Source organism: Erwinia billingiae Eb661, assembly GCF_000196615.1.
GTDB classification, from domain to species: domain Bacteria; phylum Pseudomonadota; class Gammaproteobacteria; order Enterobacterales; family Enterobacteriaceae; genus Erwinia; species Erwinia billingiae.
Map to the genome: position 1 here is coordinate 2,158,900 of NC_014306.1, position 21,707 is coordinate 2,180,606.

22 protein-coding genes, 3 tRNA genes and 1 pseudogene are annotated in these 21,707 nt (G+C 53.0%); 7 read left to right on the plus strand and 19 right to left on the minus strand.

Annotation, left to right across the window (positions count from 1 at the left end; genetic code table 11):
• The first annotated feature begins 56 nt into the window (after positions 1 to 56).
• Positions 57 to 1,091: a L,D-transpeptidase family protein gene (locus EBC_RS11345; RefSeq protein ID WP_013201928.1), complete on the plus strand. Its 1,035-nt coding sequence runs from the start codon at positions 57 to 59 to the stop codon at positions 1,089 to 1,091.
• 135 nt (positions 1,092 to 1,226) lie between these two features.
• Here the strand turns inward: EBC_RS11345 and EBC_RS11350 are convergent, their stop codons facing one another.
• From EBC_RS11350 to EBC_RS11375, 6 genes are all read right to left on the minus strand, one after another.
• Positions 1,227 to 1,463 (minus strand): major outer membrane lipoprotein, encoded by a 237-nt coding sequence (locus tag EBC_RS11350; protein WP_013201929.1) that lies wholly within the window; start codon positions 1,461 to 1,463, stop codon positions 1,227 to 1,229.
• 304 nt (positions 1,464 to 1,767) lie between these two features.
• Complete coding sequence (pykF, locus tag EBC_RS11355; RefSeq protein ID WP_013201930.1) at positions 1,768 to 3,180, minus strand: pyruvate kinase PykF; 1,413 nt, start codon at positions 3,178 to 3,180, stop codon at positions 1,768 to 1,770.
• 380 nt (positions 3,181 to 3,560) lie between these two features.
• A tRNA-Val gene (locus tag EBC_RS11360) sits at positions 3,561 to 3,637 on the minus strand.
• Between the two features lie 8 nt (positions 3,638 to 3,645).
• Positions 3,646 to 3,722, minus strand: a tRNA-Val gene (locus EBC_RS11365).
• A gap of 4 nt (positions 3,723 to 3,726) precedes the next feature.
• Positions 3,727 to 3,803, minus strand: a tRNA-Val gene (locus EBC_RS11370).
• Positions 3,804 to 3,953: 150 nt separating this feature from the next.
• Positions 3,954 to 5,327, minus strand: a complete 1,374-nt coding sequence (locus tag EBC_RS11375; protein ID WP_013201931.1) for an MATE family efflux transporter — start codon at positions 5,325 to 5,327, stop codon at positions 3,954 to 3,956.
• 230 nt (positions 5,328 to 5,557) lie between these two features.
• On the opposite strand from EBC_RS11375, the gene EBC_RS11380 reads away from it, so the two are divergent.
• The gene (locus EBC_RS11380; RefSeq protein ID WP_013201932.1) at positions 5,558 to 6,208 is read left to right on the plus strand and encodes a riboflavin synthase; all 651 of its coding nucleotides are present in this window, start codon (positions 5,558 to 5,560) and stop codon (positions 6,206 to 6,208) included.
• A gap of 57 nt (positions 6,209 to 6,265) precedes the next feature.
• On the opposite strand, the gene cfa is transcribed toward EBC_RS11380, so the two are convergent.
• A complete protein-coding gene (gene cfa / locus EBC_RS11385; RefSeq protein WP_013201933.1) occupies positions 6,266 to 7,414 on the minus strand; it encodes a cyclopropane fatty acyl phospholipid synthase in 1,149 nt (382 codons plus the stop codon).
• A gap of 301 nt (positions 7,415 to 7,715) precedes the next feature.
• The gene (punC, locus tag EBC_RS11390; RefSeq protein ID WP_013201934.1) at positions 7,716 to 8,906 is read right to left on the minus strand and encodes a purine nucleoside transporter PunC; all 1,191 of its coding nucleotides are present in this window, start codon (positions 8,904 to 8,906) and stop codon (positions 7,716 to 7,718) included.
• A 113-nt stretch (positions 8,907 to 9,019) separates the two neighbouring features.
• On the opposite strand from punC, the gene punR reads away from it, so the two are divergent.
• Entirely contained in the window at positions 9,020 to 9,931 is a 912-nt protein-coding gene (gene punR / locus EBC_RS11395) for a DNA-binding transcriptional activator PunR (RefSeq protein WP_013201935.1), read from the plus strand.
• Between the two features lie 48 nt (positions 9,932 to 9,979).
• Here the strand turns inward: punR and purR are convergent, their stop codons facing one another.
• Entirely contained in the window at positions 9,980 to 11,005 is a 1,026-nt protein-coding gene (gene purR / locus EBC_RS11400) for an HTH-type transcriptional repressor PurR (protein WP_013201936.1), read from the minus strand.
• Positions 11,006 to 11,289: 284 nt separating this feature from the next.
• On the opposite strand from purR, the gene cydH reads away from it, so the two are divergent.
• Positions 11,290 to 11,379, plus strand: coding sequence for a cytochrome bd-I oxidase subunit CydH (gene cydH / locus EBC_RS25760; protein WP_041691995.1), 90 nt, complete (start codon positions 11,290 to 11,292; stop codon positions 11,377 to 11,379).
• Between the two features lie 43 nt (positions 11,380 to 11,422).
• Here cydH and EBC_RS11410 read toward each other — a convergent pair whose 3' ends face one another.
• A complete protein-coding gene (locus EBC_RS11410; protein WP_013201937.1) occupies positions 11,423 to 12,262 on the minus strand; it encodes a C40 family peptidase in 840 nt (279 codons plus the stop codon).
• 372 nt (positions 12,263 to 12,634) lie between these two features.
• On the opposite strand from EBC_RS11410, the gene EBC_RS11415 reads away from it, so the two are divergent.
• Positions 12,635 to 12,973, plus strand: coding sequence for a Grx4 family monothiol glutaredoxin (locus tag EBC_RS11415; RefSeq protein WP_013201938.1), 339 nt, complete (start codon positions 12,635 to 12,637; stop codon positions 12,971 to 12,973).
• Positions 12,974 to 13,026: 53 nt separating this feature from the next.
• Here the strand turns inward: EBC_RS11415 and EBC_RS11420 are convergent, their stop codons facing one another.
• The 5 genes from EBC_RS11420 to EBC_RS11440 all read right to left on the minus strand — a co-directional run bounded on the left by EBC_RS11420 (position 13,027) and on the right by EBC_RS11440 (position 16,993).
• Positions 13,027 to 13,872 (minus strand): NAD(P)-dependent oxidoreductase, encoded by an 846-nt coding sequence (locus EBC_RS11420; protein ID WP_013201939.1) that lies wholly within the window; start codon positions 13,870 to 13,872, stop codon positions 13,027 to 13,029.
• A gap of 48 nt (positions 13,873 to 13,920) precedes the next feature.
• Positions 13,921 to 14,568 (minus strand): ribonuclease T, encoded by a 648-nt coding sequence (rnt, locus tag EBC_RS11425; RefSeq protein WP_013201940.1) that lies wholly within the window; start codon positions 14,566 to 14,568, stop codon positions 13,921 to 13,923.
• Positions 14,569 to 14,673: 105 nt separating this feature from the next.
• Positions 14,674 to 15,081: a lactoylglutathione lyase gene (gene gloA, locus EBC_RS11430; protein WP_013201941.1), complete on the minus strand. Its 408-nt coding sequence runs from the start codon at positions 15,079 to 15,081 to the stop codon at positions 14,674 to 14,676.
• 171 nt (positions 15,082 to 15,252) lie between these two features.
• Positions 15,253 to 16,356, minus strand: a complete 1,104-nt coding sequence (gene nemA / locus EBC_RS11435) for an alkene reductase (protein WP_013201942.1) — start codon at positions 16,354 to 16,356, stop codon at positions 15,253 to 15,255.
• A 43-nt stretch (positions 16,357 to 16,399) separates the two neighbouring features.
• On the minus strand, positions 16,400 to 16,993 hold the full coding sequence (locus tag EBC_RS11440; protein ID WP_013201943.1) for a TetR/AcrR family transcriptional regulator: 594 nt from the start codon (positions 16,991 to 16,993) through the stop codon (positions 16,400 to 16,402).
• A gap of 175 nt (positions 16,994 to 17,168) precedes the next feature.
• Between EBC_RS11440 and EBC_RS11445 the strand changes: the two genes are divergently transcribed.
• The gene (locus EBC_RS11445; protein WP_041691996.1) at positions 17,169 to 17,408 is read left to right on the plus strand and encodes a DUF1289 domain-containing protein; all 240 of its coding nucleotides are present in this window, start codon (positions 17,169 to 17,171) and stop codon (positions 17,406 to 17,408) included.
• A 24-nt stretch (positions 17,409 to 17,432) separates the two neighbouring features.
• Here EBC_RS11445 and EBC_RS11450 read toward each other — a convergent pair.
• From EBC_RS11450 to EBC_RS11460, 3 genes and pseudogenes are all read right to left on the minus strand, one after another.
• Positions 17,433 to 19,450, minus strand: a pseudogene (locus EBC_RS11450) (FUSC family protein).
• Positions 19,447 to 20,304: an efflux RND transporter periplasmic adaptor subunit gene (locus tag EBC_RS11455; RefSeq protein ID WP_013201947.1), complete on the minus strand. Its 858-nt coding sequence runs from the start codon at positions 20,302 to 20,304 to the stop codon at positions 19,447 to 19,449. The pseudogene EBC_RS11450 and the gene EBC_RS11455 overlap by 4 nt, the downstream one beginning before the upstream one ends.
• A 4-nt stretch (positions 20,305 to 20,308) precedes the next feature.
• Positions 20,309 to 20,545 carry a DUF1656 domain-containing protein gene (locus EBC_RS11460; RefSeq protein ID WP_013201948.1) on the minus strand — a complete coding sequence of 79 codons (237 nt, stop codon included), beginning with the start codon at positions 20,543 to 20,545 and terminating at the stop codon, positions 20,309 to 20,311.
• Positions 20,546 to 20,691: 146 nt separating this feature from the next.
• Here EBC_RS11460 and slyA point away from each other — a divergent pair, with 146 nt between their 5' ends.
• Positions 20,692 to 21,129, plus strand: a complete 438-nt coding sequence (gene slyA / locus EBC_RS11465; RefSeq protein ID WP_041692287.1) for a transcriptional regulator SlyA — start codon at positions 20,692 to 20,694, stop codon at positions 21,127 to 21,129.
• Between the two features lie 32 nt (positions 21,130 to 21,161).
• Here the strand turns inward: slyA and slyB are convergent, their stop codons facing one another.
• A complete protein-coding gene (gene slyB / locus EBC_RS11470; protein WP_013201950.1) occupies positions 21,162 to 21,629 on the minus strand; it encodes an outer membrane lipoprotein SlyB in 468 nt (155 codons plus the stop codon).
• Positions 21,630 to 21,707: the final 78 nt, after the last annotated feature.

Below are 21,707 nucleotides of genomic sequence, written 5' to 3' on the forward strand. Positions count from 1 at the left end.
GACAGACTTCCCGCTTCGCACGCGGGAAGTTTCTTCATCCTAACCGAGAAATTCGCATGAAACCTTTGTCTCCTCTTGCCGCATTGCTCCTGACACTCCTTGCCTCAACGCAGTATGCCCGCGCCACCGATTATCCTTTGCCCGCAGATAACAGCCGCTTAATCGGCGAAAATTCCACCTATACCGTACCCAATGACGGTCGCCCGTTGGAAGTCGTTGCCGCCAAATATAAAATTGGCCTGCTGGGCATGTTAGAAGCGAATCCCGGCACCGATCCCTGGTTACCCAAAGCGGGCAGTCAGTTGACCATTCCTACGCAAATGCTGCTTCCGGATACCAAGCGGGAAGGGATCGTGGTGAACGTGGCGGAACTGCGGCTTTATTACTACCCGAAAGGGGAAAACAAAGTGGTGGTTTATCCAATCGGCATCGGCCAGCTGGGCGCGAACACGCCACCGATGGTCACCAGTGTTAGCCAGAAAATCCCAAATCCTACCTGGACGCCCACTCCCAATATCCGTAAACGCTACGCCGCTGAAGGCAAAACCTTGCCGGTGACGGTGCCTGCGGGTCCGGACAACCCGATGGGGCTGTATGCGATGCGCCTGGCTTACGGACAGGGGCACTACCTGATCCATGGCACCAACGCGGATTTTGGTATCGGCATGCGCGTCAGTTCAGGCTGTATTCGCCTCAGACCGGATGATATCGAGGCGCTGTTCAACAGCGTGCCGAAAGGCACCAGAGTGCAGATTATCAACCAGCCGGTGAAGTATGCCGTTGAGCCGGATGGCAAACGCTATCTGGAGGTCCATCAGCCGCTCTCACACAGCGATAAGGACGATCCGCAGACCATGCCGCTGCCACTTAATGCCACGGGCAAGAAGTTCGTTAAAAGCGAGCACAGCGACGCTGAGGTGATTAAAGAGGTTTTAGCGCGCCGTTCAGGCATGCCGGTGCTGGTGAGTCAGGGTGAAGCGGTTACCTCAGATACGCCGATGCCTGCCATTATGCAGCAGAGCGATTCTGAGCGCGCGAAAGCGGAACCGGCAACCGTGAGTCAGGCTGAGGGCGAAACCCCGCAGAATTGATTGTGGCGCGTTTAGCATACCCTTGTCGGTTATAGCAGGATATCAGGAAGGGAAGTGAAGAAGAGGTCAGCAGGGAAGCTGAAAAAAAGCCAAAAAAAATGGCGCACAATGTGCGCCATTTTCAAACCAGAACTCTTACTTACGGTAAGAGTGAGCCTGGTTGTCCAGACGCTGGTTAGCGCGAGCTGCGTCGTCTTTAGCAGCCTGAACGTCAGAACGCATTGCGTTCACGTCGTTGCTCAGCTGGTCAACTTTAGCGTTCAGAGTCTGCACGTCGGTAGACAGCTGATCGATTTTAGCGTTGCTTGAACAGCCAGCCAGCAAAGTTGAACCCAGGATTACCGCGCCCAGTACCAGTTTAGTACGATTCATTATTTATACCCTCTAGATTGAGTTAATCTCCATGTAGCGTTACAAGTATTACACAAAGTATTTTCTAATGAGAATAAATTTTTGATGAGAACGTGCTTAAATTTGATCGTTCGCTCAAAGATGCACCGTCTTTCCAGTTTTATGCAAAAAAATTAGCTAAAACAGGCTACTTTAATCGGACACATCTTAAGATTTTTCTATTCGAACGGTTAATTTCAAATGGAAGTTTTATGAAAGGCCTTAACACAAGTTGTAAAAAAAGCGCCTCTCGGGGCGCTTTTTATCTACAAGGCGTAATCTTCTATTACAGCACGTGCACAGAGGCAGTATTGGTAGTTCCGCTTGGTACTAACGCACCAGAAACCATGACTACCACATCACCCTTCACACCGTAGCCGCTAGCCAGCGCGGCTTCTTTACCTAAACGGTAGAAATCGTCAGTAGATGCGATCTCTTTCACCACAGAAGTGATGATACCTTTGCTCAACAGCAGCTGACGAGACGTCTGCTCGTTAGTGGTCAACGCAAGGATAGTGGCGTTCGGGAAGTACTTACGCACTGACTTGGCTGATTTACCGCCTTCGGTCGCAACCACGATGATTGGCGCTTCCAGGTTCTGGGCAGTTTCAACGGCGCCACGGCATACCGCTTCGGTAATGCGCATTTTGCGGTTGTCATGCTGAGAGTCGATACGGCTCTTCATCACGCGGTCAGTACGCTCGCAGATAGTGGCCATAATGGTCACTGATTCCAGCGGGTACTTACCCTTGGCACTTTCACCAGACAGCATGACGGCGTCAGTCCCATCCAGGATGGCGTTCGCCACGTCGCCAGCTTCCGCACGAGTAGGGCGTGGGTTTTTGATCATTGAATCCAGCATCTGTGTCGCGGTGATCACCACTTTGCGAGCGCGGTTACATTTCTTGATCATCATCTTCTGCGCGAAGATCACTTCTTCAACCGGGATTTCAACGCCCAAATCACCACGAGCAACCATGATGCCGTCAGACGCTTCGAGGATCTCGTCGAAGTTATTCAGGCCTTCCTGGTTTTCGATTTTAGAGATGATCTGAATGTGCTCGCCGCCGTGCGCCTTCAGGTGCTCACGAATTTCCAGCACGTCTGAACGCTTACGGATAAAGGACGCGGCCACGAAGTCCACGCCTTGCTCGCAACCAAAGATCAGGTCACGTTTGTCTTTTTCAGCCAGTGCAGGCAGCTGGATAGAAACGCCCGGCAGGTTAACGCCTTTGTTTTCGCCCAGGTCACCGTTGTTCAGCACTTTACAGACCACGGTGTTTTCGGTGACTTCAGTCACTTCCATACCGATCAGACCGTCATCAACCAGCACGGTGTTACCGATTTTCAGATCGGCGGTAAAGCCTGCATAAGTCACTGCGACGCGAGAATCATTACCAATCACTGACTGGTCAGTGGTGAAGGTAAAGGTCTGGCCGGCTTTCAACGAGGCATCGTTGCCGCCTTCCAGTTTCATGGTGCGGATTTCAGGGCCTTTGGTATCCAAAAGGATAGCCGCCTGATGTCCGGTCTTACTCATCACGGCACGCAGATTTGAGATACGTTTACCGTGTTCTTCGTAATCGCCGTGGGAGAAGTTAAGGCGCATTACGTTCATGCCTGCATCAAGCAGGTTGGTCAACATTTCTTCGGATTCGGTTTTTGGACCGATAGTACAAACGATCTTAGTCTTTTTCATGACGAGTTATCTATTAAGTTGTGATGGATGAGAAAAGCGAGATCCCGGGAGCTGGAAAGCGCCGGCTAAGAATTCGTGCCTGAAAGGCGAACTGCGATACAAAATAAGAATAGGTGACTGTGGTAAAGCGTGCAGGGGAAGTTGAGACGCGGTTTCAGCGCGCGCGCAAGAGTGCGTTGCGCAACATGCTATCGTTTTTGCTATAGGGTCAACCATACGCTGAAACCATTCAAGTGAAACAACGTTGCACATTATAGTAGTTAAGTTGGCGAAAACCAATTAAAAAGCAGCAGGGAGTGTGGCAAAGGTTGCGATAGATCAGCTTGTTGCGCAAAAAAGGAGACGGGTGTTTTTAGGATTTAACGCAGAGTAAGGCGAGATGGTGCGTTCTAGAGGACTCGAACCTCCGACCCCTACCATGTCAAGGTAGTGCTCTAACCAACTGAGCTAAGAACGCGAAACTAATGGTGCGTCCGAGTGGACTCGAACCACCGACCCCTACCATGTCAAGGTAGTGCTCTAACCAACTGAGCTACGGACGCACTGTGGTGCGTTCTAGAGGACTCGAACCTCCGACCCCCACCATGTCAAGGTGGTGCTCTAACCAACTGAGCTAAGAACGCACTGATTGCTGTCTTGGTAACAGCGGGGACGAATATTAACGACAGCCTCAACGACTGGCAAGTGGAAATCTGCTTTTTTCTTCGCGACTGCTGCGCAACTGTGCGAAGCGCAGCAATTTTGAACATCATCGGCAGAAAATCGCCGAAAAATTAATGTGCTGCGCGCGCCAGAATCACCGCTGCCGGTTGTTGTTGCAGACGTCTCATCCGCCACACCATCATCACTGCCGCAGAGGTCAGGCCGATAATAAAACCGATCCAGAAACCGGCTGGCCCCATGCCTGGCACTACCCAGTCGGTCATCGCCAGAACATATCCGCACGGTAGGCCGAGTATCCAGTAGGCAATAAAGGTGATGAAGAAGATCGACCGGGTGTCCTTATAGCCGCGCAAAATACCGCTACCGATCACCTGGATAGAGTCAGAGAACTGATAAATCGCCGCCAGCAGCATCAGATGAGCGGCAAGGGTGATCACTTCCGGGTTATCGGTATAAAGAAGGGCGATATGTTCACGGAAGGTGACGGTAAACAGCGCGGTGATCAAGGCCAGCGACACGCCAACCGCCTGCGCAGTCCAGGCGGAAACCCGGGCCGCTTCAGTCGAGCCCTGACCCAGGCGGAATCCAACCCGGATGGTGGTCGCCACACCCAGCGAAAGCGGCAGCACGAACATCAGCGAACTGAAGTTCAGCGCGATCTGATGGCCTGCCACTTTGACGATGCCCATTGGGGAAACCAGCAGGGCAACCACGGCAAACAGCGTCACTTCAAAGAACAGCGCCAGTGCCACCGGCAGGCCGAGCTTGAACAGGCGCCAGAGAACCGCCCGATCGGGACGGGTGAAGCGATCGGTCAGGCGGATATCACGCATCGATCGTGCGCGGCTGACCCAGTACTTCATGGCGATAAACATCACCCAGTAGACCGAAGCCGTTGCCACGCCACATCCCACGCCGCCGAGCGCCGGCATGCCGAAATGACCATAAATGAAGATATAGTTAACCGGTATATTCACCAGCAGACCAATAAAGCCCATCACCATGCCAGGTTTGGTTTTAGACAACCCTTCGCACTGATTGCGCATGACCTGGAAGAACAGATAGCCCGGCGCACCCCAGAGCAGCGCATGCAGATAGCCGACAGCAATCTCGGCCATTTTCGGGTCGATATTCTTCATCGAACGGATAACAAATCCGGCGTTATACAGCACCACCATGATCACAATAGACACCACGCCGGCCAGCCAGTAAGCCTGACGAACCTGATAAGCCACGCGATCGCGTCGGCCAGAGCCGTTGAATTGAGCAACAACAGGCGTAAGTGACAGTAACAGACCATGGCCGAAGAGAATGGTAGGCAACCAGATAGACGTGCCCACGGCGACGGCGGCCATATCCGTGGCGCTCACTGCGCCGGCCATAATGGTATCAACAAAACCCATAGCGGTTTGCGCAACTTGCGCAAGGATCACCGGGATTGCCAGCGCTAATAATTGACGCGCCTCTGTCAGGTACTTCTGCACTTATACACCTATTGAATTAGCGGGAGGAAGGGGCTCTGCGAAGGCAAAAAACGTTATTTTAGCGAATTATCAGCAGGGCAGGCCGCACAGTGTAATGATCGCAGAGGAAATAGCCAATGATTCGCGTTAAGAATAGCTCTTCATGTCACGCTAAATCATCCGGTTGCATTTGGTTTTCTCACTTAGCCAGGGCAAACTAGTGCAAGAATTCAATTATTGAGGCCATGACTATGTTTACCGGTATTGTGCAGGGCACCGCAGAGGTGCTGGCAATTGAAGAGAAACCTAATTTCCGTACGCATATCGTCCGCTTACCGGCTGAATTGTTGCCGGGTCTGGAATTGGGCGCATCTGTTTCTCACAATGGCTGCTGCCTGACGGTAACTGAAGTGCAGGGCGATCGCGTCAGCTTTGATTTGGTTAAAGAGACACTGCGTATTACTAATCTTGGCGACCTTAACGTTGGCGATACGATTAACGTTGAGCGTGCGGCAAAATTTAGCGATGAAATTGGCGGTCATTTGATGTCCGGGCACATTATGACCACCGCAGAAATCAGCAAAATAATTACCTCTGAGAATAATCGCGAAATCTGGTTCAAGCCACTGGACGCTCAGCAGATGAAATATATCCTCCATAAAGGCTTTATTGGCATTGATGGGATTAGTCTGACGGTGGGTGAAGTGAGCAAAACTAAATTCTGCGTCCACCTTATTCCTGAAACGCTGGCGAGAACCACGCTGGGCGCGAAACGTCTGGGCGATCGGGTGAATATTGAAATTGATCCTCATACCCAGGCGATTGTCGAAACCGTTGAACGGGTACTGGCTCAACGCGAAGCGGCTCTGCTTGCTGCGGCAGCCTCAGAGCTTAATGAGTAACCTTTAAAATAAAAAAAGGCTGACAATTCATCCTGTCAGCTTTTTTTTTGCGCGATCTTAATGCGGGACGCGTAAACCGCCCTCAACCCCATGGGTAAAGACCACCTGCCACAGTTGAATATCGCGGGCGCGGAAAGCGCCGGCACAGGCATTCAGGTAATAGACGAACATCCGTTTAAAACGCTCACCGTATTTTTCTGCCAGCTGGGGCCAGGCTGCGAGGAACCGCTCGTGCCATGCCATCAGAGTGGTGTCATAGTCCTGACCAAAGTTGTGCCAGTCTTCCATGACGAAATGCGGCTCGTGCGCTTCAGAGATGTGGCGTACTGAAGGCAGACAGCCATTAGGGAAAATGTACTTATTGATCCAGGGATCAACATGTTCATTGGTCTTATTGGCACCGATGGTGTGAAGCAGGAAAATACCGTCAGGTTTCAGATTGCGGTTTACCACGTCAAAATAGGTGGCGTAGTTTTTAGGTCCAACATGTTCAAACATGCCTACGGAAGATATGCGGTCAAACTGCTGGTTTAAATCGCGGTAATCTTGCAACAGAATAGTGACATCCAGCCCTTCACATCGCTCTTGAGCCATTTTCTGCTGTTCAGCAGAGATAGTGACGCCAAATACGCTGACACCGTAATTTCTGGCGGCATATTCAGCCAGTCCGCCCCAACCACAGCCAATATCCAGCAGTGACATGCCTGGTGCTAATTGCAGTTTATCGCAGATCATTTTTAATTTAGCATTCTGTGCTTCTTCCAGCGTTTGCGCTTCTTTCCAGTAGCCACAGGAATATTGCATATGATCATCAAGCATCAGTGAGAACAGATCGTTACCCAGATCGTAATGCTCTTTACCGACAATCCAGGCGCGTTTTCGTGATTGCAGATTGGTTAATCTGGCGGCAGCTATTCTGAGCGTATCTTTAAAGTGGTGGGGGAGTTGTTGATCGAGTTTGGCGACCAGAACGCGATGGAAAAACATATCCAGATTTTCGCATTCCCACCAGCCATCCATATAACTTTCGCCCAATCCCAGTGAGCCCTCTTGCATCACGCGCTTGAAGAACTCCGGATTTTTAATCTGGATATCCCAGGGGCGTGTGCCGTTGACCTCAATATCTGCATTGCGTAGCATTTCCTGGACGATTCGATACCAATGATCCTCGACCAGGCTCACTTCTTCTATACACGATGAACTCATAGCTTCTCCATCACCCTGTGTGATTGAAACCTGAGAAATAGAATAGACAATTTCTACAGGATTTGAGAACACGCACGGATAAACCGTACGCCTGATATCCGGCGTTACAGAGGATTGTTAAGAATAGTGCCTGCAGAGTTGCGCAACGAATGCCGCGCGAGATAACACCTTGACCACCCTGTCAGGACTCAAAAAATTGCGACGAACTTGTTATTTTGTGTTGCCTGAAATGAGTATATGCTCACGCCAGGCAATATTCAATTGTTTATTGTTAGGGTGCTAACCAATTGGAATCAAGCTGTTAGCGACCGCTGTGCGCGTCCGCCAGAGCGAGCTTTTCCGCCTTCGCCCGTTGTAAAATATAGCCGATTCCTGCCAGAACAACAGTCGAGATCATCACCAGCGAGGTGGTGAACAGCGAAGTGCTGATAAATGTGGAAACAATCAGACTGGCGATGCAGCACAAACCCAGTTGCAGCGTGTTCTGCAGGGCAGCGGCTTTACCACTCGATTGCGGGAAAGGTAAGAGGGCATTCGACACGACAATCGGATAAATCGCACCGTTTGCTAACGCCATACCGCAGAACGGCAGCAATAACGCCACCATAGACGGATCTTCAATCTGCGCGGCGATAAAAAAAGCCACAATGCTGAGTGAATAGATTGCCAGTAACCAGGGCAGCAGGGAGCGGCCTTCAGTGTGTTTCAGCAACGTTCGGCAGCCGAATCCGCCAATCAAAAAGGCCAGCGTCTGAGGCACGTAGCTCAGCCCAATGTCACCGGGAGACATGCCAAGATCGCCGAGAATGAAGGGCGAACCGGTCAGCCAGGCGAAGAAGCTGGCTGAACAGGCGGCATAAATCAGCACGTTACCACTGTAAACCGGCGATTTTAACAGGCTGAAAAAGCCCATTTTCTTCACGCCATCCACCACCGGCTTCTTCACCGTTGGGGCGAGGAACAAGGTGGAAATCAGCAGCACCACTGCGACCAGCAACAGCGCGACAAAAATGGCGCGCCAGCTGAAATGGTTGAGTAACCAGGCGCCCAGTAACGGCGCGAGCGCAGGCGAGAGTGCCACTAACGGCATGATGGAGGCGAATACGCGATTTGCCTGGCTGGCGGAATAGCGGTCGACGACCAGTGCCTGCCAGCTGACTGCAGCAGCACAAATCCCCACCGCTTGCACAAAGCGCAACGCCAGCAGGGCCGCAGCAGAATCTACCCACCACATCGCGCCACAACTGACGGCGAACAGACTCAGACCCATCAACAGCACAGGCTTACGGCCAATACGATCCGACAACGGACCCCAAAACAGCTGGGCGATGGCAAAACCCGCCAGGAACAGGCTGAGGCTGGCGCTGATGATCCCGGCATCGGTTTGCAGGTCTTGTTGCATGGCACCAAAGGCAGGCAGGTACATATCGGTAGCGAGGAAACCTGCCACGCTTAACAGCGCCAGGTAAACAATAAATCCTTTCGAAGGCATTCTTTTGCTCTTTATTTGTGATGAACGAAACGCCGCAGAGTGTAATCGCGTGCCATACAGCTTGTGAAACGGTAATATTTGCAGGTTGCGTTCAAAAATATTGCAGGCAGATTATGTGGTCAGAACATTCCCTTGAAGTGGTTGATGCAGTTGCCCGCAGCGGCAGTTTTACCGCTGCCGCCGCAGAGCTCCATCGCGTACCCTCAGCCATCAGTTATACCGTGCGGCAGCTGGAAGAATGGCTTGCCGTGCCGTTGTTTGAGCGTCGCCACCGTGATGTGGTGCTGACCGATGCGGGACGAGTATTTATCCAGGAGGGCCGCAGTGTCATCAAAAAAATGCTCGCCACCCGACGGCAGTGCCAGCAGGTCGCTAACGGCTGGCGAGGGCAAATTAATATCGCCGTCGATCGCATCGTTAAATCTCAGCGAACCCGACAGCTGGTAGTCGACTTTTATCGGCACTTTCCGGATATGGAACTGCATCTGTCAGCAGAAGTTTTTAACGGCGTCTGGGATGCGTTGGCCGACGGGCGGGTGGATGTGGCCATCGGCGCGACACAGGCTATCCCGGTAGGTGGCCGCTTCGCCTTCCGCAATATGGGCGCGCTCAACTGGCGCTGTGTGGTTGCCGCGGATCATCCGCTGGCACGTCAGCACGCAGAAACCAGTGAAGAGGCCATTGGCGAATGGCCTTCACTGGTGCTGGAAGATACCTCAAGAGCCTTGCCGAAACGCACCACATGGACGCTGGATAATCAGCGGCGGCTGGTGGTGCCAGACTGGGAAAGCGCATTTGACTGCCTGCTGGCGGGCTTATGCGTGGGGATGGTACCGGGCCATCTGGCGCAACCGCTGCTGCAAAAAGGCGCTTTGCATGAATTGACGCTGGAAGGCGGATTTCCGGACAGTCCGTGCTGCGTGAGCTGGTCTGAGCAGCAGGCTTCACCGGCGCTGAGCTGGTTGCTGGATTATCTGGGTGACAGTGACACGCTGAACAGTGAATGGCTGAAGGAAGAGCCCTGAGCCAATTGGGTGTGCTGAGGGAGAATTCGCCCTCAGCACTGAGCGGGACTAGCGGCGGTAATCCAGGAAGGGACCATCGGCAACCGAACGGCGTTCGATCAACGTAGGATGTACTTCAATCGTCTGCGGTTCTTCACGCTTGCTGGTGATACGATCTAACAGCATATCGAAGGCGGTTTCGCCCAGCTGTTCTTTTGGCTGGTGAACCGTGGTCAGGGCCGGTGTGAAGTAACGGGCGTTGCGTACGTTATCGTACCCGATTACCGATATATCCTGCGGAACGCGCAGGCCCATCTCATCAGCCGCACAAATTGCGCCCATCGCCATCACATCGCCACCGCAGAACACCGCCGTTGGACGCTGCTTCTGCGAGAGGATTTGCTGCATCGCCTGGTGACCTGATTCAGGTTCGAAATTGCCCTGAACCAGCCACTCGTCACGCAAGGTAATCCCCGCTTCAGACAATGCTTTCATAAATCCGGCAAGACGGCCACCGCCGGTGTTGCGCTCCATCTGACCCGGGATGACACCAATATCTCGATGCCCACGGTCGATCAGATAACGGCCAGCCAGATAACCGCCTTCAAAGGCGTTGTCTTCTACCGTATCGGTAAAGTCACCGCGCGATTTGCCCCAGTCCATCACCACCATCGGAATATTGCGGTTATCTTCCAGCATGGTGATCAACTCGTCAGGGTATTCGGAACACATCACCAGCAGGCCATCCACGCGTTTCTGCGCCATCATCGACAGATAGGCCTGCTGCTTGGCAAGATCATTGTGGGCGTTACCGAGGATCAGCGTGTAGCCTTTGGCAAAACAGCGGTTTTCAATGGCTTCAATAATTTCGGCGAAATAGGGCGCCTCGCTCGAAGTAGCCAGCAGCCCGATGGTTTTGGTGTGATTCACCTTCAGACTACGGGCAACCGCGCTGGGTGAATAGTGGAGCGCCTTAATGGCGGCCCACACGGCTTCCCGCGTTTCTTCTGCAACGAAACGGGTCTTGTTGATGACGTGGGAGACGGTGGTGGTGGACACCCCGGCTTGCTTTGCCACATCTTTAATTGTTGCCATGAAATAACTACTCCTGCGCCTATCTTAACCGTTTGATAAGCCTGTTGTTAATCGTTTGCCTGGTGAGATCGAAAACCTGACGTCTGAAGTCGTTTTTTAGTTGCTGTCCGGAGTCGTCAGGAAGGAAAAAGCGCTGATTAAAGACCGCTAAACACCTTAAGGTGCGGGCCGTTGCGCAACAAAAAAAGAATTCTAACAAGGCTTGGCAGAGAAAACGAGATTTTTACCGTCAAGTATGGGAAAATTGATGGCATCATAAACTGTAGGGCTATTTAGGATTAAAAATGGATACCGATCTGAAGTTCTCTTTACTGACCACGGTTTGCGCACTGTTGATGATTATGGCGTTTAGCTTCACCGCGATTATGCATTAAGTGCAAACAGGGCCGGTCTGACGATCGGCTCTGAGTATTTCCGCTATCGAATGGTTTTTGGCGTCATCATCCGGCGGGCACCAATATAGTGGCGCTGCCAGTAATCATCTGCCAGAGCGCTGACCTGAATATCCTTGCCAGTACGTGGCGACTGAATAAACTTCCCACCACCCAGATACACGCCAACATGATCTGCCGTCTCGCGCCCGTTAATGCGGAAGAAGACTAAATCGCCTTTCTCCAGCTCATCACGCTTTATCGAAGCCGCATCATGCAGGTGATACATCTCATTCGCCGTGCGCGGGATTTTAAACTTCACTAAATCCTTGTAGGCATACCACACCAGGCCGCTGCAATCGAAGCCGGTTTTAGGCGACGTTCCGCCCCATTGGTAAGGTTTACCCAGCTGGCCCATCAGTTTGGTCATCGCGGTTTCACGGGCTTTTTGATAGCGGGCGCGGTGAGCTTTACTTAACTTTAATGGCGCAGAAACAGAGTCTGACGTCAGCTCTTCAGCAGTATCGACAACCTTGCCACGATGGCGGCCATAGCGTTTATTTCCGGCGTTTAAGGTGGTTTTCTTTTTGTATTTGCTGGAGTGCAACGGGGCAGTCTGAACAGAGGCGGTTTGCAGCGAAGGTTTCTTTTTAAGCTTCAACTTTTGTACTGAGGTTAAGCGAGATTTTTTGCTGGTGGATTCTTTAACTTTTTTGGTGCTGTTGGCTTTAACCGGTCGGCGTTTACGTCGCTCATCCTCTCGGGCAGGCGTGCCGCTATCTGCCTTATGATGATTTGCATTAATAGGGGCATGTGGCGATGCGTGCGCCATATTGAAAAACAGCTGGGCAAAGGCCAGCATGAAGAGCGTGATAAGTAAACGCATCGTTACCATTAACAGTTTGTGCTACGACCAGAGGCCACAGCTTGCCAGAAACAGGGAGTTCTGCCTTTCAGCAGCGTCATTTTGCAATTCTAATCTAACTCATTAACAAAAGGTAAGGTCTTTTTTGTTTCAATGATACAGAGCAAGTAAAAACTGTAAAAATTAGCCAAATCAGCTGTTTATCTGCGCAAAACCTGTGCTTTTCTCATGCATTAATCCAGCGAAAGCAATAGGAAAATGTTATTTTAACGCTATCGCCTGCACGCTGGCGGCTCTGAGGGCGTGCCCAACTGTTAAAAAATGTCGTTTTCATCGGGCCCGCAGAGTCGCTACAATAAATAGACACGAAGTATCCGATTAAGGAAGCCATTTATGAGTACTATTGAAAAAATTGAGCGCCAGATAGCAGAAAACCCGATTCTGCTGTACATGAAAGGCTCACCAAAACTGCCAAGCTGTGGCTTCTCTGCCCAGGCCGTTCAGGCACTTTCAGCCTGTGGCGAGCGTTTTGCCTACGTCGATATTCTGCTGAACCCAGAAATTCGTGCTGAGCTGCCTAAATACGCCAACTGGCCAACCTTCCCACAACTGTGGATTGACGGTGAACTGGTCGGCGGTTGCGACATCATTATTCAGATGTACCAGCAGGGTGAACTGCAGCAGCTGATTAAAGATACCGCGCAAAAATACCCTTCTGACGCCGCGGAATAAGCCCGTCAGCAGCAAAAAAGGCAGGCGTGATGAGCGCCTGCCTTTTTTTATGCTTATTTTTGCTGCTGCAGAAAAGCGTTAAGCAGATCGGTGAAATCTCCGCCTTGTTGCTGATCCTCAGCCATCTGACGGCAGAAGGTGGCAAGGGCGTGAAAAAGCGGCTCGCCGGGCAATTCGCGGGCATTTAACGTCGCAATCTCTTCCATTTCTGGCGCCCAGCGCCAGGCCTTGCTGTACATATCCGGAATAGCCTTGCGCAAACGCGCCAGCAGTGCCGGCTGGCTCGCCTCCATTTCCTCAAGCAGTGCTCCGGCAGCGCCCACCCGACTGGCGTTAATCAACATCAGCGCAGACAGCAAGGTGATGCCTTTATTGATCCCGGCGTAGGACATTTTTAACGCCGACGCCGCGCCAGTCTGCGCCTGCATGATTTTGACCCGCAATCCGAACCTCTCCAGTTCCGCCAGAGAGTCAGCCCGATCGCCCGCAAACCAAAATTGCGGACTTTCATCTTCAGGGGACGCCGGCGGCAGACCGATAATCGCGCCATCGACAAACCCCGCGCCGGTAGGCGCAATCGTTGCGGCAACCCGTTTCAAGGTATCTTCACCGATGGCATTGCAGTCGACATAAAGGGGTTTGGTCTGGGCAGCACTCAACAGCGGAGCCAGAAACTCCGCCAGCGTCACCGCTGAGGCGGGAGGTACGATAGAGAGGATGACATCAGCACGCATCAACGCCTCCGCACTGACCGGTTTCATGCCAGCCTGTTTAGCGCGTTCAGCTGTTGCCCGGGAACGACCTTCGATTAAGGTCAGCACTTCAAGATGATGGTGGGTGAGGAGCCCGGCAATGGCAGATCCCATGGCACCGGGCGCAACGACAGCAATTGTTTTCATTCAGCATCTCCACATTAGGTCAGCAGAGTATGGCTGAAAGTTAGCAGGCTAGCTTTCTTCTGCGATCGGCAGCGGCCAGCCACCGAGGCGTTTCCAGCGGTTTACCAGTTCACAGAACAGGTCGGCAGTCTGCACGGTATCGTACAGCGCGGAGTGTGCCTGGCTGCTGTCAAAGGCCATTCCCGCAGCGGCGCAGGCCTTGGCCAACACGGTTTGTCCCAGCACCAGTCCGCTCAGTGCCGCCGTATCGAAGGTCACGAAGGGGTGGAACGGGTTGCGCTTTAACCCTGCACGGTCAGCAGCGGCATTGGTGAAATTAAGGTCGAAGGTGGCATTGTGGGCCACCATAATGGCGCGATTGCAGCCGTGATCCTTGATCCCTTTGCGCACCAGTTTAAAAATGGCATGCAGGGCATCATATTCACTGACCGCACCGCGCAGCGGATTCGACGGATCGATACCGTTAAAAGCCAATGCTTCAGGTTGCAGAATGGAACCTTCAAACGGCTCAACGTGGAAATGGAGCGTTTCGTCCTTCTCCAGCCAGCCATTCTCATCCATTTTCAGGGTGACGGCGGCTATTTCCAGTAATGCGTTGGTCTTCGCATCAAAACCGGCGGTTTCCACATCAATTACTACCGGATAAAAACCGCGAAAACGGCTGCTGAGGGCGTTCAGTTCGTTCGATTCAGACATCAGGATCTCATTGGCGAAAAAATGCAGCGCGCATTATGGCAAATTTCACCACGAGATGCAGCAGGGGAAGGGGGAAGAAGGGTGCCATTATGGCACCCCGGAACATTAATCACCCAGGCCGTGGCCAGCGTGCTTGTTCTCAATCAGTTCAATTTTGTAGCCGTCCGGATCTTCTACAAAGGCGATAATGGTGGTGCCGCCTTTAACCGGGCCAGCTTCACGGGTGACGTTACCGCCATCATTGCGAATACGATCGCAGGTCGCTGCAACATCATCAACGCCCAGCGCGACGTGGCCGTAAGCGTCGCCCAGGTTGTAGCTGTCTACGCCCCAGTTGTAAGTCAGTTCGATAACAGCGCCTTCGCTCTCATCGGTGTAACCCACAAACGCCAGAGTGTATTTATATTCGGTGTTTTCACTGGTACGCAGCAGGCGCATACCCAGCACTTTGGTATAAAAATCAACGGAACGCTGCAGATCGCCAACGCGAAGCATGGTGTGAAGTAAGCGCATAACATCCTCTTGGTGTAAAACGTCATCATCCGATAACGGGGAAAAAATAAGTATAGCGACGATTTGCCCGCAGGGTAATCAGAAGGCTCTGTCTGCCGGGAAATTCATCAACTTGCGGTGATAAAAGAAAAGGCCGCGCTCAGCGCAGCCTGTTTATCACGTAATCGGGTATCAGCCCGCGAGGGTTGGGTAGTCGGTATAACCTTCCGCGCCGCCGCCGTAGAACAGCTCAGGGCGAGGATCGTTCAGCGGGGCATTTTCACGCAGACGCTCAACCAGATCCGGATTAGCGATGTACACGCGGCCAAAGGCAGCGGCATCAATCAATCCTTTTTCGATCAGCTCTTCGGCTTTATCCGCCGTGTAGGCACCTGCACCAACAATTACGCCGGGATACACCGCGCGAATCGCTTTACGGAAGGCTTCGCTGTAAGGCTTGCCACCGGCCCAGTCGGGCTCGGAGATATGCAGATAGGCCAGGTTACGTTTAGCCAGTTCAGCGATGTAATACAGCGCTGCAGCTTCCTGATCTTCACCGTTGTCCAGGCCGTTGAATGGGCCCAGCGGAGAAATACGGATACCAATACGATCCGCGCTCCAGCCTGCGATCGCGGCATCAACCACTTCCAGCGCAAAGCGGGTGCGGTTTTCAACGCTGCCGCCATAGATATCGTTACGCTGGTTGGAGGCCGGGGACAGGAACTGGTGGATTAAGTAACCGTGTGCAGAGTGCAGTTCAACCAGATCGAAATCGGCTTCACGGGCATTCTCCACCGCCTTGCGGAAATCAGCGACGACGCCCGCAATCTCATCCAGCTCAAGTGCACGCGGTGTGGACGTCGCTTCACGGATAGCCTGACCTTGCTCATCACGCAACGAGGTGCGGGTTTCTGCATTGATAGCCGAAGAGGAGATCGGCGCTTTGCCTTCTGGCTGCACGCTGGTATGCGAAATACGGCCGGTGTGCCACAGCTGTACTGCGCTGTGACCGCCATCCTGGTGGATCCCGGCGTTAATCGCTTTCCAGGCAGCAATCTGTTCGGAAGAGTGCAGACCAGGCGCACCTGCATAGCCTTTGGCCTGGGCAGATATTTGGGTTGCTTCAGAGATGATCAGTCCGGAACTGGCGCGTTGGCGATAGTATTCGCCCATCAACGGCGTTGGGACATCACCCGGTTCCATGCTACGCAGGCGAGTCAGTGGCGCCATAAATACGCGGTTCGGAACGGTGATCGCACCCAATTTTAACGGGGTAAACAGCTTCTTCAATTCCATTACTTACTCCTGGTAGACCGGTCGACTAGTCATGGTGTTTTTTTTAATGTGGTTCTGGCAGCATCCGCGTCATCTCTTGCCACGCATTCACCAGCGGCGAACTGTCACGGGAGATTTTACTTTGCAGACTGGCACCCAGCCACAGCATATAAAGATTCTGTGCGCAGGCTTCAGAGGCGTTCACTGGCAGCAGTGTACCTTGTTGCACTGCACGTTCAACTGCCTGCGTTAGCGTGGCAATCAGCGCCTTTGAACCAGCATTCAGCGCGATGCGCATGGGTTCTGACAGATCGCACACTTCGGCTGACAGCTTTACTGATAAGCAACCTGCGAAGGCACTTTCCTGACAGAAAGTATTCAACGATTGCTGATAATAGTCGAGGATGCGTTGGCGTTGATTGCCCTGATGATCATCCAGAAACGCCTGAAGACGTTGATGATAAACGGCAAAATAACGTTCAAGCATCGCTACTCCAAACGCCTCTTTTGAGGGGAAGTAGTGATAAAACGATCCTTTTGGCACTTCCGCCACTTTCAACAGCTCGATCAATCCCATGCCATTGAAGCCGCGCTGAACGCACAACTGTTCTCCGGTAAGCAGGATATGTTCTCGGGTGTCGGATCGAATTGTTTTCATGGCGCACAGAGTAACAGACCGATCGGTCTGTTACAAATCGGCCGGGTTCCGCCCGGCACAAACTGCTCATCTCAGCAGCAGGGCGTGTAGGTAGTGGATAAAAAAACGGCGCTCAGACTTGCAGACAACCGATAACCGATCTTCAATAGAGGCATTGCATCCATCAGGAGGGGCAGTGGCAGAACAACTTGAGTTTTTCCCGGTGCCAAGTCCCTGTCGGGGGATTTGCCAGTCAGACCAACGCGGATATTGTCGCGGTTGCCTGCGCAGTCGTGACGAGCGATTCAACTGGATGAAGTTTACCGATGCGCAAAAGCGGGAGGTTATTCGCCTCTGCCGCCAGCGTTTCCTGCGCCTGCAACGGGCCGGGAAAGTGGATCTGCCGGAAGAACCCGAGCAGCCGACGCTGTTTTAGGTCGGGACTCACCAAGCCGATGTCTTACGCAGGCGCGCGCGCGCCTTCTGGCAGCGCCTGCTGAAGTTGCGATAGCGAACAGAACAACCGCCAGATAATCCCCGCCAGCTCCGTTTCCCGTGCTCCGCCTTCCGCCGCTAACGACGTCACCATCGCCTGCAATTCATCCAGCGTTTCGGTCAATGAACTGTGATGAACGCCACGCTCGCTGATGATTTGATGGAGATCGCGCAGGGTGGCATCGCGCATCGTCAGCAATGTCGGGGAATCGGAATCCCATTCCCGCAGTTGCCAGACAATATGCGAACAGTTAAGCAACACCACACCCCAGCGTAACAGCCACAGCCTGGCCTGATCGTCCCGGCTGCTGTTGAGCTGATTGATGCGGTGATAAATCAACGATTCGAAACTGCTCTGGCTGAGGTGGGGACGGCGGCTAAGCTGGTCGAGAAATTCCCGACGCAGTGCGCGGATATGCCGGCGGCTGCGGCGCTTATCAGAACTGGGACGCAGGATCTGGAACGCCAGCCAGGCCAGCATCACGCCGCACACCTTGGCGATATTGTCATTCAGGAAAGACTGATAGTCATAAGTCGGCGGATTGGTCACGGCGAGGAATGAGCCGCCAACACAATCAGCTGTGCCCACAGGCTGGCCCGTTTCTTTTGCTGCAACTTAAACAGCTGCAGCGTAATCAGCAACGGGAACAGGAAAATCAAAAACTGCCACAGCACGCTGACCTGCACCATCAGACCAAATTTGATGATAAAGCTGAACACGGACAACAGCATCAACGTTTTTAACAGTAAGGAAACGCTGTTGGTAGGCGAAGGCACCGACGAGTAAAGCACACAGCTGATCGCCGCTAAGGTGATGGCGGCATCCCCGGAATCCCATTGCGTGGTGATGGTAAACGCGCACCCGAGCATGATGACCACGAAGGTTCGCAAAGCACTCCAGCTGGCTTCAGCGCTGTCGGTATGGCGGGCAAGGGCAGGCACGGCAGGCGGCGACAGGCTGGTGTCGGCATCTGCCCGTTCAAATAAACGCAGCCAGCGGCTGATATTCAGGTACATCCAGCAGAAGTAGCGCAACCGGTGCCAGAAAGCCTGATGGCGGTAATCGCCTTTATCGCCTGGCGCCGCCGCGCTAAGGATCTGCGCGAGTCGGTATTTACTGCAGTCACTTTTTGCCAGCTCGTTAAGCAATTCATGCATTGCGGTAAACAGCACTTCTGGCGGATCGGGCCAGTTCAACAGCATGCGCCGCAGGCTGGAGATCACGCTGGTCATGCGCAGCTGCTGGTGCAGCACGTAATTAAGCACGTTGTTCTGTCGCCGGAAGCGGTAATGGCTCCAGAACGCCTGAATGCGCAGCAAATTCATGGTCAGGATTTGGCTGATAACACTTTCGTGAGCACTGCGCACATTGTCCGTGGTTTCCTTTTGCAGCAGTAATCCGGCATGTTCCAGCAGCCTGGTGTGCATTTCGTTCAACGACTTAATCAGCGCATCGCCGTCTGAGGTGCTGGGCAGCACCATCATCATCAGCCCGCCGCACAAAATGCCGGAGATCACCTCACACACCCTGGCCTGGGTGATATCCCACAGATCGTTGATGTCGGTGATATTCACCGTAGTGAAGGCAATGATGGCGGCGGTGTAGCCCGCCAGCGAGAAGGCATAGGCGACGTTATTCTGATAATGGTTGGCAATCCAGGTACAAAGCGCCAGCCAGGCGGACATCGCCAGCGCGAACAGCCAGGGCTCATTCAAGGTGTGACCGGCAATCAGTAACGCGGCGCTGGCACCCAGCAGGCTGCCGGCAATACGCCCAAGGCTTTTACTGATCACGCCACCGACGGTAGGAAAGCTGACCACCGCGGCGGAGGTCATTGCCCAGTAGGGTTCATCGAGCTGCAGACCATAAGCTATGCTCAGCGCCAGACACATGGCGATGGCGTTACGTAAGGCGTAGCGCCACTGACCACCGGTGGCTTTTATCCACGGCAGATTCTGCCATTCCAGCCAGCTCAGGTTCATGGCTGAACAGAAACGGTGCAGGTGGTGCCAGCGACCAGCGGCAGATCTTTCGGAACGTCAGTCAGGCGGATACGCACCGGCACGCGCTGCGCCAGGCGCACCCAGGGAACGTTAGGTTTGATATCGGGCACCAAGCCGCTGTCTGTCTCCACGCTCTGGTCATAGATTGCGCGACCAATACTTTCGACTTCGCCCTGCAGTTCGCGATCGTCGCTATACAGCCGGATTGAGGCTTTGTAGACCGGACGAATATGACGCAGTTTGGTTTCTTCGAAGTAGCCCATGACATAGAACGAGTGGCTGTCGACCAGCGCAAAGACCGGCGTACCGCTGGTGGCATAATTGCCCGGGCGGATCACCAGATTGCTGATCCAGCCATCTGTCGGCGCGGTAATTTGGGTCTGTGACAGGTTCCAGTTGGCCTGATCCAGCTCTGCCTGAGCGGCTTTGGCTGCGGCATCCATTCCTTTAGCCGTGAGGTTGGCGGCATCCAGGTCTTCGGCGGAAATGACATTGCGCGGCAGACTCTGGCGACGACGGGCCTCATGCTGCGCTTTGACTAAGTCAGATTGCGCCTTTGCTAATTGAGATTGAGCATTTAACACGGCAATACGAAAGGGTTCATCATCCAGCACTAAGAGTTTGGTGCCTTTGGTAACGAACTGGTTATCTTTCACCAGCAGTTGCTCAATGCGGCCAGACACCTGCGGCGTAATGTTCACCAGTTCGGCGCGGACTTTGCCGTCTCGTGTCCAGGGCGACTGCATATAGTAGTTCCACAGCCACCAGCCGGCGAGCAGGGCAGCAGCAAAGAAAATAACCGTGGAAAAATATTTTAACGTGCTGAATTTCATGCGATCACCAGGAGATAAGCAGCCACAGCGAAGCGCTGACGCAGAGAATAAAAAGGGAGAGGTCTAACAGCGTGGGATGCCAGATTTCGCCTGAATAGATCCAGCCTCGCAGCAGCGGATGGAGCAGCAACCAGATGAAAAAGCCCAGCAGCACGGCCTTAAACAGCGGTGGAAAATAGACCGAAGCACCGAACACTAAATCGGTTAGCGGTGATGGAGATGAAAAATGTGCGTTATCCACGGAAGAAATCCTTCTTGCCTGGCCGTTAACGGCGCCGGGTAATCAATACGTTTCATGACGGATGAATTTGTATTTTGTCCTGTAAACTCGCAGAATAGTCTAAAATGAGGCTTAATAGCTAGCAAGCTAATTATAAGGAGATGAAATTGGATACCCCTTTAGGATCAGACCTCTCGCGATTGGTGCGTATCTGGCGGTCATTGATTGACCAACGCCTTAAACCACTGGAACTGACACAGACACACTGGGTAACGCTGCACAACATACACCAGTTGCCACCGGATCAGTCTCAGATCCAACTGGCCAAAGCGATTGGCATCGAGCAACCTTCACTGGTCCGCACGCTGGATCAGCTGGAAGAGAAGGGGCTGATTACCCGCACAACCTGCGCAAGCGACCGTCGTGCGAAGCGTATCAAACTGACGGTAGAAGCAGCGCCGGTTATCACTCAGGTTGAGCATGTAATTGATGCGACCCGTGATGATATTTTGTCTGGCATCTCACAAAGCGAGATAGACAAGATGGTGACGTTGATTGCCCGTCTGGAAAAGAACATTCTCGAACTGCAAAATCGGGATGAATAAAAAAACCGGCAATTGCCGGTTTTTTTTATCACTTAGCGTGGTGAAACGGTGACCTGGCTACCATTTGACGCCATGGTCACGCGCTGACCAACAGCATAACGGCTGGCCGCTTGTTTCTGAACCACCATGATGGTGTTGCCATCATCCTTACGGATTTCCAGCTCCACACCCTGCGATTTATTGACCGCGCCCTGCACGCCCTGACCCGCAACGCCACCGGCAACAGCACCTGCGGCAGTCGCCAGACTGCGACCCGTACCGCCACCCAGCGTATTACCGAGGAAGCCACCGAGCACGGCACCGCCGATTGCGCCGATCACATTACTGTCATCACCGCCCTGGATTTGTACCGGACGTACGGAAACCAGCGTACCGTAAGTGACGTTCTGCACCTGCTTGGCTTCAGAGGCGCTGTAAACATCGCCAGAAAGCGTGTCAGTGTTGGTGCATCCTGCCAAAGTCACGCCGGTCAGTGCCACGATTAATAAGCGTTTTATCATCGTTAAAACTCCTTAGTTATCCATTAGCTGCCGTCAGCTGTGCAGCGATCAATAGGGTAATTATATGTTACGAGCCGA

Excerpts from the sequence above, each read along its gene's own strand:
- EBC_RS11420 (WP_013201939.1), bottom strand. The coding sequence starts at position 13,872 with ATGAAAACAATTGCTGTCGTTGCGCCCGGTGCCATGGGATCTGCCATT.
- EBC_RS11350 (WP_013201929.1), bottom strand. The coding sequence starts at position 1,463 with ATGAATCGTACTAAACTGGTACTGGGCGCGGTAATCCTGGGTTCAACT.
- EBC_RS11410 (WP_013201937.1), bottom strand. The coding sequence starts at position 12,262 with ATGCGTTTACTTATCACGCTCTTCATGCTGGCCTTTGCCCAGCTGTTT.
- gloA (WP_013201941.1), bottom strand. The coding sequence starts at position 15,081 with ATGCGCTTACTTCACACCATGCTTCGCGTTGGCGATCTGCAGCGTTCC.
- rnt (WP_013201940.1), bottom strand. The coding sequence starts at position 14,568 with ATGTCTGAATCGAACGAACTGAACGCCCTCAGCAGCCGTTTTCGCGGT.
- pykF (WP_013201930.1), bottom strand. The coding sequence starts at position 3,180 with ATGAAAAAGACTAAGATCGTTTGTACTATCGGTCCAAAAACCGAATCC.
- cfa (WP_013201933.1), bottom strand. The coding sequence starts at position 7,414 with ATGAGTTCATCGTGTATAGAAGAAGTGAGCCTGGTCGAGGATCATTGG.
- punR (WP_013201935.1), top strand. The coding sequence starts at position 9,020 with ATGTGGTCAGAACATTCCCTTGAAGTGGTTGATGCAGTTGCCCGCAGC.
- EBC_RS11455 (WP_013201947.1), bottom strand. The coding sequence starts at position 20,304 with ATGAAATTCAGCACGTTAAAATATTTTTCCACGGTTATTTTCTTTGCT.
- punC (WP_013201934.1), bottom strand. The coding sequence starts at position 8,906 with ATGCCTTCGAAAGGATTTATTGTTTACCTGGCGCTGTTAAGCGTGGCA.
- EBC_RS11380 (WP_013201932.1), top strand. The coding sequence starts at position 5,558 with ATGTTTACCGGTATTGTGCAGGGCACCGCAGAGGTGCTGGCAATTGAA.
- nemA (WP_013201942.1), bottom strand. The coding sequence starts at position 16,356 with ATGGAATTGAAGAAGCTGTTTACCCCGTTAAAATTGGGTGCGATCACC.
- EBC_RS11440 (WP_013201943.1), bottom strand. The coding sequence starts at position 16,993 with ATGAAAACAATTCGATCCGACACCCGAGAACATATCCTGCTTACCGGA.
- slyB (WP_013201950.1), bottom strand. The coding sequence starts at position 21,629 with ATGATAAAACGCTTATTAATCGTGGCACTGACCGGCGTGACTTTGGCA.
- purR (WP_013201936.1), bottom strand. The coding sequence starts at position 11,005 with ATGGCAACAATTAAAGATGTGGCAAAGCAAGCCGGGGTGTCCACCACC.
- EBC_RS11345 (WP_013201928.1), top strand. The coding sequence starts at position 57 with ATGAAACCTTTGTCTCCTCTTGCCGCATTGCTCCTGACACTCCTTGCC.
- cydH (WP_041691995.1), top strand. The coding sequence starts at position 11,290 with ATGGATACCGATCTGAAGTTCTCTTTACTGACCACGGTTTGCGCACTG.
- EBC_RS11415 (WP_013201938.1), top strand. The coding sequence starts at position 12,635 with ATGAGTACTATTGAAAAAATTGAGCGCCAGATAGCAGAAAACCCGATT.